This window comes from Ponticoccus sp. (in: a-proteobacteria) (genome assembly GCF_048381735.1).
In genome coordinates this window covers 390,328-403,108 of sequence record NZ_JBLXGL010000003.1, presented here as the reverse complement: position 1 = coordinate 403,108, position 12,781 = coordinate 390,328, and the positions used below count along the sequence as shown (strand labels likewise).

Here is a 12,781-nt window from a genome sequence, read left to right as displayed (position 1 = left end):
GAATTAAACCCAGAAAAAACAGGTCTTTATGAACGTGATTAAATTTTGTGCAGTGCCCTGAAGTATACGAGATTCCATGGAAATCCGGACTTGCCAGAGATTTGCCTACAGAGTTGTCCACAGTTTCCGTGGATGTAATCCTGCTTGAACCCTGCGCCGAGCCGGGGCAGCCAGAGGGCAGAATCACGAAGGCCGGAAAGGGCGGGCGATCATGACCGAACAGACCGAAACCGGGCATGCGGTGATTCAGTCCTACCTGAAGACGCTGCAGAGCTCTCCCGGCGTGTACCGCATGCTCGATGCGCAGTCGCGGGTGCTCTATGTGGGCAAGGCGCGCAACCTGAAGGCGCGGGTGTCCAGCTATGCGCGGCCCACCGGGCATTCGCGGCGGATCGAGCGGATGATCGCGGATACCGCCTCGATGATGTTCCTGACGACGCGGACGGAAACCGAGGCGCTGCTGCTGGAACAGAACCTCATCAAGCAGTTGAAACCGAAGTTCAACGTGCTGCTGCGGGACGACAAGTCCTTCCCGAACATCCATGTGACCGACCACGCCTTTCCGATGATCCACAAGCATCGCGGCGCGAAGAAGGCGGGCGGCAGCTACTACGGGCCCTTCGCCAGCGCCGGGGCGGTGAACCGCGTGCTGAACCAGCTGCAGAAGGTCTTCCTGCTGCGCAACTGCTCGGATTCCATGTTCGAAAGCCGCACGCGCCCCTGCCTGCTGCACCAGATCAAACGCTGCTCGGCGCCCTGCGTGGGCCGTATCTCGGAAGAGGACTATGCCGCCAGCGTGCGCGACGCGCAGCGCTTCCTCTCGGGCAAGTCGACCGACATCCAGGGCCTGCTGGCGGCGCAGATGGCCGAGGCCTCGGAGGCGATGGAGTTCGAACGCGCCGCCGCGCTGCGCGACCGCATCCGCGCGCTGACACAGGTGCAGACGGCGCAGGGCATCAACCCGGCGGGCGTGGCCGAGGCGGATGTCATCGCGCTCTACATGGAGCACGGGCAGGCCTGCGTGCAGGTCTTTTTTATCCGGGCGAACCAGAACTGGGGAAACAAGGACTTCTACCCGCGCGTCGGCGAGGATGTCTCGCCCGCCGAGGTGATGGAGGCCTTCCTCGGCCAGTTCTACGACACCAAGGATCCGGCGCGGTTGCTGATCCTGTCGCACGGGATCGAGGACGAGGACCTGATGTGCCAGGCGCTGTCGGAGAAGCTGGGGCGCAAGGTGGAGATCACGGTTCCACAACGCGGTGAGAAGGCCGAACTGGTCGAGGGGGCGGCGCGCAACGCGCGCGAGAGCCTCGGGCGGAAGATGTCCGAAAGCGCGGCGCAGGGCAAATTGCTGGCCGGGCTGGCCGAGGCCTTCGGTCTGGAGACCCCGCCGCAGCGCATCGAGGTCTACGACAACTCGCATATCCAGGGCGCGCATGCGGTGGGTGCGATGATCGTCGCGGGCCCCGACGGCTTCATGAAGAACCAGTACCGCAAGTACAATATCCGGGGCGAAGACCTGACCCCCGGCGACGATTTCGGCATGATGAAGGAGGTGCTCAAGCGCCGCTTCACCCGGCTGCTGAAAGAGGACCCGGACCGCGACAAGGGGCTCTGGCCGGACCTCCTGCTGATCGACGGCGGCGCCGGGCAGGTCTCGGCGGTGGCCGAGATCATGCGCGAGCACGGCGTCGAGGACGTGCCCATGGTGGGCGTCGCCAAGGGCGTCGACCGCGACCACGGCAAGGAGGAATTCCACCGCAGGGGCCAGCGCCCCTTCGCCCTGCGCCGCAACGACCCGGTGCTCTATTTCGTCCAGCGCCTGCGCGACGAGGCACACCGCTTCGCCATCGGCACCCACCGCGCCAAGCGTTCCAAGGCGGTCTCCGCCAACCCGCTGGACGAGATCGCGGGCGTCGGCGCCGCACGCAAGCGCGCGCTGCTGGCGCATTTCGGATCTGCCAAGGCGGTGAGCCGCGCCAACCTCTCGGACCTTCGCGCCGTCGAGGGGGTCAGCGAAGCCCTGGCAGAGCGCATCTACGCCTTCTTCCACGAAAGGGCCTGAGCGGTCCGTGTGTGGAAAAGGTGGACGGGGGCTTTGCCCCCTCTGCCTGCGGCATTCACCCCCAAGGGTATTTGGACCAAGAAGAAGCCCGGGACGGGCGCTCTTTGGTTTCTTCTTGGGGAAAATACCTCGGGGGTTTGGGGGCAGAGCCCCCTTACACGGTTGGCGGAAGAAGGGTGGTCAGGGCCGCGCGAAGCCGATCCGGCAAGGCGGTCGGGCGGCCGTCGGCATCGGTCAGGACCATGGCGAAGAAGGCCTCGGTGCAGGCGCGTTCCTCAGTGTTGCGGAACAGGGCGAGCTCGAACCGGAAGGCGCTGCGGCCCAAGTGCCCGAGGCGCAGGCCCGCGTGAAGGGTATCGGGAAAGCCCGCTTCCGCGAAGTAGCGGCAGCCGTTTTCGACCACCACGAAGCGCAGCGCCTCCGGGCCGGTGATCGCGATGCCGTTCTCGATCTGCCACAGGCTGATTGCCGTGTCGAAGAGCGAGAGATACTCGGCGTTGTTCATGTGGCCGAGCGCGTCGTTGTCCTTCCAGCGTGTCTGCAGCGGGCGCAGGCCGGGCCAGTCGGCGCGGCAGGACGGGCCGGGGCGGCTCATTGGTGACGGATTGCCCGGAAGGCCGCGGAGGCGCCCCAGCCCGCGGCGATGGCGAGGGCCAGCGACATCAGCCCGTAGACCAGCGGTTGCTGGCGCGAGAGCGCGTGCAGCCAGCGTTCCAGCCCGACCTTGCGGACCTCGATCGTCGTGGCGAAGCTGGACACCACCGCCCGGTTGCGGGTCAGGAAGACACGGGTGTTGTAGGTGCCTTCGGTCAGGTTGGCCGGCAATTGCACGGATGTGTCAAACAGCGTCTGTTCGCGCAGGCCGACGCTGCTTTCGAGCACCTTGTAGGTGCCCTCGAGGGTGCGGACACGGATCACCGCCTCGGTGAAGCTCTGCGCGTCCGGCACGGTTTCCGGCGCCCCGACAGAGCGGATCGCCCGCGGGATCGAGATGCGGTGGCGCAGGTCCTCGGTGTCCGAGATCACCTCTGCCCAGGGTCCCGAGGTCGCCACCGCGTAGAACGAGGGGGCGGCGTCCACGAAGACCGAGTCGGTGTTGATCCAGATGCCGAAGCGGCGTTCCTTGCGGCGCACGGTAAGCGGCTGGAACGGTCCGCTGACGGTGACGATGACCTGCAGCGGCGCTTCGGCGATGGGGGCCTCGCGCTTCACGGCGCCGTAGATCAGGATGTCGGAGCCGTCGAAATCGGTCGAGATCGCGACGGTGTCGCTGCTGAGGCCCAGCACCACCTCTTCGGCCTGCGCGGGCAGCGCGGCCAGCGTGACGAGGAGACCCAGCAGCCAGCGCATCAGTGGCTGCCCACGGCGGTGATGTTGTACAGCTCGGCGGGCCGCAGCAGCAGTTCCAGCGCCAGCTTGCCGCAGACCAGTAGCACCATCGAGGCCAGCAGGATGCGCAGTTGCTCGGCCTTCATCCGGGTGCCGATGATGGTGCCGAACTGCGCCCCCACGACGCCGCCGAGGATCAGGAGCACCGCCAGCATCACGTCGACGGTGTAGTTGGTCGAGGCGTGCAGCACGGTGGTGAAGGCGGCGACGAAGATGATCTGGAACAGCGAGGTGCCGATCACCACCTTGGTCGGCATCCCCAGCAGGTAGATCATCGCGGGCACCATGATGAAGCCGCCGCCGACGCCCATGATCGCCGCCAGAACCCCGACCGACAGGCCGACCAGCACCGGCGGGATGACCGAGATGTAGAGGCCCGAGGTGCGGAACCGCATCTTCAGCGGCAGGCCGTGGACCCAGTTGTGCTTTTTCCGGGTGGGCGGGCCGCCGCGGCGGGACTTGCGCAGCGCCCGCAGGCTTTCGACGAACATCAGCGCGCCGATGACCCCCAGGAAGACCACGTAGAACAGCCGCACCAGCAGGTCGACCTGCCCCATGGTCTTGAGGTAGTTGAACAGCATCACGCCCAGCGTGGCGCCGACGATGCCGCCGGCCAGCAGCACCCCCCCCATGCGGAAATCGACGGTCTTGCGCTTCAGGTGTGCCAGCACGCCGGAAAAGGACGAGGCGACGATCTGGTTGGCCCCCGTGGCCACGGCCACCGAGGGCGGGATGCCGATGAAGAACAGCAGCGGCGTCAGCAGAAAGCCCCCGCCGACGCCGAACATGCCCGAAAGCACGCCCACGAGGCCGCCCAGCCCCAGCAGCATAAGCGCATTGACCGAAACCTCGGCGATCGGAAGATAGACCTGCATGGTCTCAGCTAGACCCAAGCCCGCGCGTTTTGCAAGTGCAGCGGCGGGGGCGGGCGGCAGGGGGGCGGGACAGGATCATGTCTTCAGAACCTCCGGCGGGATATTGGTGAAGTAGCGGTCCCGCCCGGGGACGTCCAGCGCGCGCAGCCCGAGGCTTTCGGCAAGGGTGGTCAGCCGCTCCGCATCGGCCCCGGTTTCGATCTGCCAGAGGCAGAGGTTCTCGGCCAGGGTGCGGCTGGCACCCTCGAGAAAGCCGGTGGCGTCTTCGCGCGCGTCGATGGCGCCGATGATCAGGCGCCCGCGCCAGCGGATCACCGCATCGAGCGGGCGGATCTCGACGCTTTGCCGCCGCCCGCGCGGCGGGTCCAGCGTCAGCACGGTGCCCAGGGCGCCGCCGTCTTCGGCAAGGCGGCGCCGGTCGCGCCCGGCACTGCCGCCGATGGCAAGCGGCAGCACCTCGATCCGTCGCGACAGCGCGTTCAGGAACAGCTGCGCGCCCAGCTGGTTGCGGTTCTGGATGTCGGCTTCGAAGGCAAGGATATCGCCGGCCCGCTCCTCCTGTGCCGCCAGCATCGCGAAGAGCCCCTTGCGGCTGCTGGCATCGAGCACGTCGAAGGGCTTGCCCAGCCGCTCGGCGGCGCGCCGGGCGAGCGGAAACAGCCGGGCGATCCGCTCGGCATCGGCCCTGTTGCGGCGGGCGAGGCGGCGATCCACCGCAGAGCCTTCGTCGATCACCAGAAGCAGGCCGTGCAGGCTGCGGATCATGTAGTAGGGCGTCCGGAAGATCTGTCGGAACAGCGCCCGGATCAGCTTGTGCCGCCGTGGCGGAAAGAACGCCATGCCAGATCTCCCTGTGCCGGGCCGGGCCCGACCCGTCTTGTCCCGCGCCCGGCGGGGGCGGGGGGCGTGCTGCGCAAACCCGCCGCCCGCCTGCGCCGCGCCGGGCGGCCGCGCGCCTACCGTTCCTTGACGTAGGGCTCGCCGCCCGCCCGGGGCGGGATCGCCTTGCCGACGAAGCCCGCAAGGATAACCACGGTCAGGATGTAGGGCAGGGCGTCCATCACCTGCACCGGCACCACGAAGAGCCCGAGGTCGAGGTTCTGGTAGCGCAGGGCCACCGCCTGCAACAGCCCGAACAGCAGGCAGGCCCAGAGCGCGTACCAGGGCCGCCACTTGGCGAAGATCAGCGCCGCCAGCGCGATATAGCCCCGGCCCGCCGTCATTTCCCGGACAAAGCCCGCCTGCAGGCCGGTGGCGAGATAGGCGCCCGCCATGCCGCAGAGCACGCCGGTGATCACCAGCGAGGAATAGCGCAGCCCCACGACAGAGACCCCGGCGGTGTCCACCGCCTCGGGCGCCTCGCCCACGGCGCGCAGGCGCAGCCCGTAGCGGGTGCGGAACAGCACCCACCAGGTCAGGGGCACCGCCAGCAGCGCCGCATAGACGAGGATCGAGTGGCCCGAGATCAGGTCGGCATAGATCGGGCCCAGAATGGGCACGCCGCGCAGGGTCTCGGCCAGGGGCAGGGTGATGTTCTCGAAGCGGCCACCGGACAGCAGCGAGGGCGTGCGCCCGCCCTGTCCGAACCAGACCTGCGCGATCAGCACCGTCAGGCCCGAGGCGAGGAAGTTCAGCGCAACCCCCGAGATCAGCTGGTTGCCGCGGAAGGTGATCGAGGCCAGCCCGTGCAGCGCCGACAGCGCCATCGACGCGGCGATCCCCGCCAGCAGGCCCAGCCAGACCGAGCCGGTGGAAAAGGCCACGGCGGCAGAGAAGAAGGCGGCGATCAGCATCTTGCCTTCCAGCCCGATGTCGATGATCCCCGAGCGTTCCGAGAACAGCCCCGCAAGGCAGGCCAGCAGCAGCGGCGTGGCAAGGCGGATGGTGCTGTCCAGGATCTGGATGAGGGTGTTCAGGTCCATCTCAGCGCGCCCCCTTGCCGAAAGCCATGAAGATGCGTTCCAGCGGGATCCGCACCATGTTGTCCAGCGCCCCGGTGAAGAGGATCACCAGCGCCTGGATCACGGTGATCAGCTCGCGCGGGATGTTGGTCCAGAGCGCCAGCTCCGCCCCGCCCTGGTAGAGGAAGCCAAACAGCAGCGCGGCAAGGAAGACGCCCACCGGGTGGCTGCGGCCCATCAGCGCCACGGCGATGCCGATGAAGCCCGCGCCCTCGGTGGCGTTCATCACCAGGCGCTCGGCCTCGCCCATGGTGGTGTTGAGCGCCATCAGCCCCGCCAGCCCGCCCGAGATCAGCATGGCAAGCACGGTGATGCGCACCGGCGAGATGCCCGCATAGCGCGCGGCGGATTCGGAATGGCCGAAGGCGCGGATCTCATAGCCCAGCCGGGTGCGCCAGATCAGCAGCCAGACCAGCACGCAGGCCAGAACGGCGATGAAGAAGGTGATGTTCGCCGGAGAGCCGCGGAACAGCGGGTTCTCGGCACTGGCGAACATGTCCTGGAAGGTCGGCAGGTGGGTGGCGGCGGGAAAGCCCGCCGTGGCCGGGTCCATGGCGCCCGCCGGGCGCAGGATGTTGACCAGCACGTAGTTCAGCACCGCGGCGGCGATGAAGTTGAACATGATCGTGGTGATCACGATGTGGCTGCCGCGCTTGGCCTGCAGGTAGGCGGGGATAAAGGCCCATGCCGCGCCGAAGGCCGCCGCCGCCACGGTCGCGCCCAGCAGCGCCAGCGTCCAGTGCGGCCAGGGGATGAAGAGGCAGGCCAGCGCCACGCCCAGCCCGCCGATCATCGCCTGCCCCTCGCCGCCGATATTGAACATCTTGGCGTGGAAGGCGACGGCGACGCAGAGGCCGGTGAAGATGAAGTTGGTGGTGTAGTAGAGCGTGTAACCCCAGCCCGAAGAGCGCATCAGCGCGCCGTCGATCATGAGGCTCAATGCCTCGACGGGGTTCTCGCCGATGGCAAGGATCACCAGCGCAGAGACCAGCGCCGCGAGCAGGATCGAGATCAGGGGAACGAGGACCGCGTCGGCCCATGCGGGCATTCTATCCATGGAGGGCTCCGGGGGTCGTGAAGGGTCTGGCGGTGGCGCCGGTGGCGCGGAAGGATGCCTCCGGCGGGAGGTATTTGGACCAAGAAGAAGACCGGGTCGCTGTGCCGGGTCTGGCCGGGAGGCGAGCGGCGCGGAGGGATGCCACCGGCGGGGATAGTTCGGGACGGAAGGCGCCGGGGGGCCTGTCCCGGCGGGGGCGGGGGGCCGGGTCAGTCATGGTTCTCGGCCTCGCGCCGGTCCTGAGCGTGGAGCGCGGCGTCGACCGCCTCGATGGGGCTTTTGCCCCCGGTGTCCGTCACGCCCGCCATCAGGAGGCCCAGTTCGGTCTGGTCGGTCTCGGCGGGCAGGCGTTCGCCCATGATGTGGCCGTCGAACATGACGGCGATGCGGTCGGAGAGCGAGAGGATCTCGTCCAGCTCGACCGAGACCAAGAGGATCGCCTTGCCCGCGTCGCGCAGGCGCAGAATTTCCTGATGGATGAATTCTATGGCGCCGATGTCGACGCCCCGGGTGGGCTGGCCGATCAGCAGCACGTCGGGGTCGCGCTCGATCTCGCGGGCCAGCACGATCTTCTGCTGGTTGCCGCCCGAGAAGTTCCGGGCGGCAAGGTCGGGATCGGGCGGGCGGACGTCGTAGCGATCCATCTTGGCCGCCGCCTCGGCCCGGATCGCGGCATTGTTCATCAGCGGCCCGGACTGGATCGCCGGGTCGTGGTGGTAGCCGAAGACGGTGTTTTCCCAGGCGCTGTATTGCAGGATCAGCCCCTCGTGGTGGCGGTCCTCGGGGACATGGGCGATGCCGCGCTTGCGGCGCGACTGGCCGTCCGAGCGCTGGCCCGTCAGGTCGATCTCTTCGCCGTTGACGCGCACCGTTCCGGTGGCGTCGGCATAGCCGCCCAGCACATGCAGCAGTTCCGACTGGCCATTGCCCGAGACGCCGGCGATGCCGACGATCTCTCCGGCGCGGACGTCGAGGGAGATGCCCTTGAGGCGTTCCACCCCGTGGCGGTCCACGTGGTGCAGGTTCTCGATCTCGAGGATCTTGGCGCCGGGCTGCGCGGGTTTCTTGTCGACCCGCAACAGGACCTTGCGGCCCACCATCAGCTCGGCCAGTTCCTCGGGCGAGGTCTCGGCGGTCTTGACGGTCGCGGTCATTTCGCCGCGCCGCATGACGCTGACCGTATCGGTGATCTCCATGATCTCGCGCAGCTTGTGGGTGATCAGGATGATCGTCTTGCCCTCGGCCTTCAGCCCTTCGAGGATGCGGAAGAGGTGGTCGGCCTCGGCAGGCGTCAGCACGCCGGTGGGCTCGTCGAGGATCAGGATGTCCGCCTCGCGGTAGAGCGCCTTGAGGATCTCGACCCGCTGCTGGTGCCCGACCGAAAGGTTCTCGATCAGCGCGTCGGGGTCGACGTTCAGCTGGTATTCCTGCGCCAGATGCTTGAGCACGCCGCGGGCCTTCGACAGCGAGGGTTTCAGCAGCCCGCCGTCCTCGGCGCCGAGGATGACGTTTTCCAGCACGGTGAAGTTCTGCACCAGCTTGAAATGCTGGAAGACCATGCCGATGCCCGCCGCGATGGCGGCCTGACTGTCGGGGATCTCGGTGCGCTGGCCCTTGATGAAGATCTCGCCCGCGTCGGCCTTGTAGAAGCCGTAGAGGATCGACATCAGCGTCGATTTGCCCGCGCCGTTCTCGCCGATGATGCCGTGGATGGTGCCCGGCATGACGCGGATCGCGATGTCCTTGTTGGCCTGCACGGGGCCGAAGGCCTTGGAGATGCCCTTGAGCTCGATGGCGGGGGTGTCGGTCATGTCGGTCCTATGGCTGGGGCGGATCAGGACGGGGTCACGATGACGGTGCCGCCGCGGGTCGGGACCGCGCAGCTGTCCGGCGTCAGCGGCGGCATGCCGCGATCCACCAGCACCGCCGGTTTCTGCGACGCGCGGCAGGCCGGAAGGCTGACGGGGCGGTAGCCGAGGCGGGCCATGCACTGGGTGACGACATCGTCGCGGAGCGGAGCATTGGCGTCGTAGCTGTAGCGCTGGCCGCCGTAGATCCGTCCGGGAACCGTGTGGCAGCGCAGCTTGTCGCCCTTGCCGTAGCATTGCGTCCGGGGCGGCGTGCTGCGGATCGGCGTGACGCCGATCTGGGTGTTCGCGGGCACGGTCCGCACGGCCTGCACCCGGCAGGCGGTCAGATCCGCCGTCGACTGACCGGCGGTGCCTCCGGCCTTGTACCAGGTCTCGACCGGGGCGCAGGCCGACACCAGAAGCAGGGCGGCGGCGATGAGGGGCTTGCTTGTCTGGGTCACGATCTGTCCGGGACTTCGGGGCGCACCTGCCGGATGGTCCGGCAGGTGCCATGTGTCGGATCCCTGGCGGATCAGAACTGCAGGGCCGGGCAGCTGTCGTTGGCGTAGTAGCTGACCACCTCGATCTCGCCGTCGATGATCTTCTGCTTGGCCTCTTCCGCTGCGGCGGCCATCTCTTCGGTGATCAGGGACTCGTTGTTCTCGTCCACCGCGTAGCCGACGCCCTCTTCGGCAAGGCCGAGGGTGACGGTCTTGCCGGTCTCCAGCCCTTCGCCCGCCGACATGGCGTCGTAGACCGCGACATCGACGCGCTTGAGCATCGAGGTCAGCACGGAGCCGGGGTGCAGGTGGTTCTGGTTGCTGTCCACGCCGATCGAGTAGATGCCCTCGTCCGCGGCGGTCTGCAGCACGCCCACGCCGGTGCCGCCGGCGGCGGCGTAGATCACGTCCGCGCCCTGGCTGATCTGCGCCTTGGCCAGTTCCGAGCCCTTCACCGGGTCGTTCCAGGCGGCGGGCGTCGTGCCGGTCATGTTGGCGACGATCTTGATGTCGGGGTTGACCGCCTTGGCGCCCTGCGCGAAGCCGCAGCCGAAGTGGCGGATCAGCGGGATGTCCATGCCGCCGATGAAGCCGACGGTGTCGGTTTCCGAGGCCATCGCCGCCAGCATGCCCACCAGGTAGGAGCCCTGATGCTCCTGGAAGGTGGTGATCAGCACGTTGTCCGGCACCTCGGGCAGGAAGCCGTCGACGTTGACGAATTTCGTGTCCGGGTAATCCGCGGCGACCTTGCCCATGATGTCGGCGATGGCGAAGCCGGTTGTGACGACCGGGTTGAAGCCCGCCTCGGCAAAGCGGCGCAGGGCCTGCTCGCGCTGCGCCTCGGACTGGATCTCGATGTCGCGGTAGCTGCCGCCGGTTTCGTCGGCCCAACGCTGCGCGCCGTTGTAGGCGGCCTCGTTGAAGGATTTGTCGAACTTGCCGCCGAGGTCGTAGATCAGCGCCGGGTCGGCCAGAGCGGCCCCGGCCGAGAGGGCCAGCGCGGCGACGGTGCCGAGGGTCTTCTGCATGAAGGTCATGGAATGCTCCCAGTTGCATGTGCGGACAGAAGACCTGCCCGTCTGATTGTGACAGGCCAATCAAAGCCGCAGGGGCCGGGACGGGTCAACCGGTTTTTGCAGGCGCAGCAGTGACGTCAGGGAAGTGCGCGGTCCATCAGGACGGCATCGTCGGGAGGCTGGTCCGGACGCCGGTAGTAGCCCCGGCGCAGGCCGATCTCGCGGTATCCGTGCCGACCGTAGAAGGCGCGGGCCGGGGTGTTGGCGGCGGCAACCTCCAGCAGGACACGGGTGGCATCGCGGGCGGCGGCCGCTGCGTGGAAGCCTGTAAGCGCGGCACTGGCGGCGCCCTGCCGCTGGTGGTCCGGGTCGGCGGCGAGGGCGAGGATTTCGGCCTCGCCCGCCACCACGAGGCCCAGCACGAAGGCGTGCTCGGTCGTGATCAGCAGCGCATGGGGGCGGGCGAGCGTCTCGGCGAAGGCCTGCGCGCTCCAGGGGGCCATGTGGCGGTAGGCGCGGGCCGAGAGCGCGGCGAGGGCCTCAGGCGTCATCGGCGTCGAGGATCACCGGCGGCGGGTCGCTGGCGGGCGCGGCATCGGCGGGTTTGACGTAGAGCGGCGCGGGCCGGGGACCGGGGGTCTTGGCGGCGGCGATCCGGGCGAGCGTCGCGATATTGGCTTGCCAGTCATCGCCCAGGCAGGCCGCCCTGGCCGGATCGGTGACCATGGGGCCGAAGGCGATGCTGCCGTCCGGCTGCTCGATATAGGCCTGCTCGCGCGGGCCGGGCACCACCGCCAGAAGGGCCCCGGTGACCGTGCCGGCGCCGTGCACCGGCCCGTGGCGAATGATCTCGAAGCCGGACACACCCAGCGCGGGCACCTTCAGCGCCAGCGCCAGCCCGCGCGCCGCGCTGACGGCAAGGCGGATGCCGGTGAAGTTGCCGGGTCCGATGCCGACGCCGATGCGGGTCAGATCGGCCCAGGCGGCCCCGGTTTCGGCCAGCAGCTCTTCCAGAAGCGGCATCAGGCGCTCGGCCTGGCCCTTCTTCATGGCTTCGACGCGGGCGGCGAGGATGTGGTCGCCGCCCAGCAGGGCAGCGGCGCAATGCGGACCGGAGGTGTCGAAGGCGAGGATCATGGGCCGCTTATGCCGTGGGTGCGGGGTCTGTGCAACGCGGGGAAGCCGGTTGGAACCGGCTTCAAAGCGCCTGTGGAGGCGCTTTTGAAAGGCCCTTCGAAGGGCCTTACACGCTCAGACCGCGACGGGGCGCACCTCGGAGACCTCGGGGATGTAGTGGCGCAGCAGGTTCTCGATGCCCATCTTCAGCGTCAGCGTCGACGAGGGGCAGCCCGCGCAGGCGCCCTGCATATGCAGGTAGACCACACCCCGGTCGAAGCCGTGGAAGGTGATGTCGCCGCCATCCTGTGCCACCGCCGGGCGCACGCGTGTGTCCAGCAGTTCCTTGATCTGGTTGACGATTTCGCCATCTTCGCCGTCGTGCTGGGCATGGCCGCCGGCCTGAGCCGCACCCTCTGCCATGACCGGCGCGCCGGACTGGAAATGCTCCATGATGGCGCCGAGGATCGCCGGTTTCAGGTGGTCCCAGTCGGCGCTTTCATCCTTGGTCACGGTCACGAAATCGGTGCCGAAGAACACGCCGGTCACACCCTCGACCGCGAAGAGGCGCTGCGCCAGCGGCGACTTCTCTCCGGCCTCGGGGGTCGGGAAATCGGCGGTCCCCATCTCCAGCACGGTCTGGCCGGGCAGGAACTTCAGCGTCGCGGGGTTCGGGGTGGATTCGGTCTGAATGAACATCGGTTCTGCACCTTTTCTGGCCTGACCTCCTATATGCGCTTCCGCGCCCGAGCCGTCAAGGATTGGAACCGTTCTAAACTGTGGGCGCCGGTCGACGCGGGCGCGCAGGGCGCTGGCGCTCATCCTGCGGTCCATGGGCGCGGGATGCAGCGCCACGGCGCAGGGGCCGCGCTGGTCGGGCAGCGGGCGGCGGCGAGGGCCGCGGAGTCATGGCGAAACCGGAGATAGCCTGATGAAACGGCTGGGCGTCGGT

General features: G+C 68.1%; 13 protein-coding genes. 1 reads left to right on the top strand and 12 read right to left on the bottom strand.

Going from position 1 to position 12,781, the window contains the following annotated elements; translation table 11 throughout:
• The first annotated feature begins 211 nt into the window (after positions 1 to 211).
• Positions 212 to 2,065 (top strand): excinuclease ABC subunit UvrC, encoded by a 1,854-nt coding sequence (uvrC, locus tag ACN5KJ_RS09025; protein ID WP_418593420.1) that lies wholly within the window; start codon positions 212 to 214, stop codon positions 2,063 to 2,065.
• Between the two features lie 154 nt (positions 2,066 to 2,219).
• On the opposite strand, the gene ACN5KJ_RS09020 is transcribed toward uvrC, so the two are convergent.
• The 12 genes from ACN5KJ_RS09020 to ACN5KJ_RS08965 form a co-directional block, all read right to left on the bottom strand.
• Positions 2,220 to 2,660 (bottom strand): acyl-CoA thioesterase, encoded by a 441-nt coding sequence (locus ACN5KJ_RS09020; RefSeq protein ID WP_418593419.1) that lies wholly within the window; start codon positions 2,658 to 2,660, stop codon positions 2,220 to 2,222.
• Entirely contained in the window at positions 2,657 to 3,415 is a 759-nt protein-coding gene (locus tag ACN5KJ_RS09015; RefSeq protein WP_418593418.1) for a TIGR02186 family protein, read from the bottom strand. The genes ACN5KJ_RS09020 and ACN5KJ_RS09015 overlap by 4 nt, the downstream gene beginning before the upstream one ends.
• A complete protein-coding gene (locus ACN5KJ_RS09010; RefSeq protein WP_418593416.1) occupies positions 3,415 to 4,329 on the bottom strand; it encodes a sulfite exporter TauE/SafE family protein in 915 nt (304 codons plus the stop codon). Before ACN5KJ_RS09010 ends, ACN5KJ_RS09015 begins: the two co-directional genes overlap by 1 nt.
• Positions 4,330 to 4,404: 75 nt before the next feature.
• Positions 4,405 to 5,169 carry a hypothetical protein gene (locus tag ACN5KJ_RS09005; protein WP_418593414.1) on the bottom strand — a complete coding sequence of 255 codons (765 nt, stop codon included), beginning with the start codon at positions 5,167 to 5,169 and terminating at the stop codon, positions 4,405 to 4,407.
• Positions 5,170 to 5,285: 116 nt separating this feature from the next.
• Complete coding sequence (locus tag ACN5KJ_RS09000; protein WP_347167947.1) at positions 5,286 to 6,251, bottom strand: ABC transporter permease; 966 nt, start codon at positions 6,249 to 6,251, stop codon at positions 5,286 to 5,288.
• 1 nt (position 6,252) lies between these two features.
• Positions 6,253 to 7,347, bottom strand: a complete 1,095-nt coding sequence (locus ACN5KJ_RS08995; RefSeq protein WP_418593412.1) for an ABC transporter permease — start codon at positions 7,345 to 7,347, stop codon at positions 6,253 to 6,255.
• A gap of 209 nt (positions 7,348 to 7,556) precedes the next feature.
• On the bottom strand, positions 7,557 to 9,158 hold the full coding sequence (locus tag ACN5KJ_RS08990) for an ABC transporter ATP-binding protein (RefSeq protein WP_418593410.1): 1,602 nt from the start codon (positions 9,156 to 9,158) through the stop codon (positions 7,557 to 7,559).
• Positions 9,159 to 9,181: 23 nt separating this feature from the next.
• Complete coding sequence (locus ACN5KJ_RS08985) at positions 9,182 to 9,658, bottom strand: hypothetical protein (protein ID WP_418593408.1); 477 nt, start codon at positions 9,656 to 9,658, stop codon at positions 9,182 to 9,184.
• A gap of 71 nt (positions 9,659 to 9,729) precedes the next feature.
• Entirely contained in the window at positions 9,730 to 10,734 is a 1,005-nt protein-coding gene (locus ACN5KJ_RS08980) for a BMP family lipoprotein (protein WP_418593406.1), read from the bottom strand.
• Between the two features lie 116 nt (positions 10,735 to 10,850).
• Complete coding sequence (locus ACN5KJ_RS08975; protein WP_418593404.1) at positions 10,851 to 11,264, bottom strand: GNAT family N-acetyltransferase; 414 nt, start codon at positions 11,262 to 11,264, stop codon at positions 10,851 to 10,853.
• Positions 11,254 to 11,850, bottom strand: coding sequence for a tRNA (adenosine(37)-N6)-threonylcarbamoyltransferase complex dimerization subunit type 1 TsaB (tsaB, locus tag ACN5KJ_RS08970; RefSeq protein ID WP_418593403.1), 597 nt, complete (start codon positions 11,848 to 11,850; stop codon positions 11,254 to 11,256). The genes ACN5KJ_RS08975 and tsaB overlap by 11 nt, the downstream gene beginning before the upstream one ends.
• Before the next feature lie 114 nt (positions 11,851 to 11,964).
• Positions 11,965 to 12,528: a NifU family protein gene (locus ACN5KJ_RS08965; protein WP_347165829.1), complete on the bottom strand. Its 564-nt coding sequence runs from the start codon at positions 12,526 to 12,528 to the stop codon at positions 11,965 to 11,967.
• Positions 12,529 to 12,781 lie beyond the last annotated feature (253 nt).

Bases quoted from the DNA above. Each gene is read 5' to 3' on its own strand.
- uvrC (WP_418593420.1), top strand. From the start codon at position 212: ATGACCGAACAGACCGAAACCGGGCATGCGGTGATTCAGTCCTACCTG.
- ACN5KJ_RS09020 (WP_418593419.1), bottom strand. From the start codon at position 2,660: ATGAGCCGCCCCGGCCCGTCCTGCCGCGCCGACTGGCCCGGCCTGCGC.
- ACN5KJ_RS09015 (WP_418593418.1), bottom strand. From the start codon at position 3,415: ATGCGCTGGCTGCTGGGTCTCCTCGTCACGCTGGCCGCGCTGCCCGCG.
- ACN5KJ_RS09010 (WP_418593416.1), bottom strand. From the start codon at position 4,329: ATGCAGGTCTATCTTCCGATCGCCGAGGTTTCGGTCAATGCGCTTATG.
- ACN5KJ_RS09005 (WP_418593414.1), bottom strand. From the start codon at position 5,169: ATGGCGTTCTTTCCGCCACGGCGGCACAAGCTGATCCGGGCGCTGTTC.
- ACN5KJ_RS09000 (WP_347167947.1), bottom strand. From the start codon at position 6,251: ATGGACCTGAACACCCTCATCCAGATCCTGGACAGCACCATCCGCCTT.
- ACN5KJ_RS08995 (WP_418593412.1), bottom strand. From the start codon at position 7,347: ATGGATAGAATGCCCGCATGGGCCGACGCGGTCCTCGTTCCCCTGATC.
- ACN5KJ_RS08990 (WP_418593410.1), bottom strand. From the start codon at position 9,158: ATGACCGACACCCCCGCCATCGAGCTCAAGGGCATCTCCAAGGCCTTC.
- ACN5KJ_RS08980 (WP_418593406.1), bottom strand. From the start codon at position 10,734: ATGACCTTCATGCAGAAGACCCTCGGCACCGTCGCCGCGCTGGCCCTC.
- ACN5KJ_RS08975 (WP_418593404.1), bottom strand. From the start codon at position 11,264: ATGACGCCTGAGGCCCTCGCCGCGCTCTCGGCCCGCGCCTACCGCCAC.
- tsaB (WP_418593403.1), bottom strand. From the start codon at position 11,850: ATGATCCTCGCCTTCGACACCTCCGGTCCGCATTGCGCCGCTGCCCTG.
- ACN5KJ_RS08965 (WP_347165829.1), bottom strand. From the start codon at position 12,528: ATGTTCATTCAGACCGAATCCACCCCGAACCCCGCGACGCTGAAGTTC.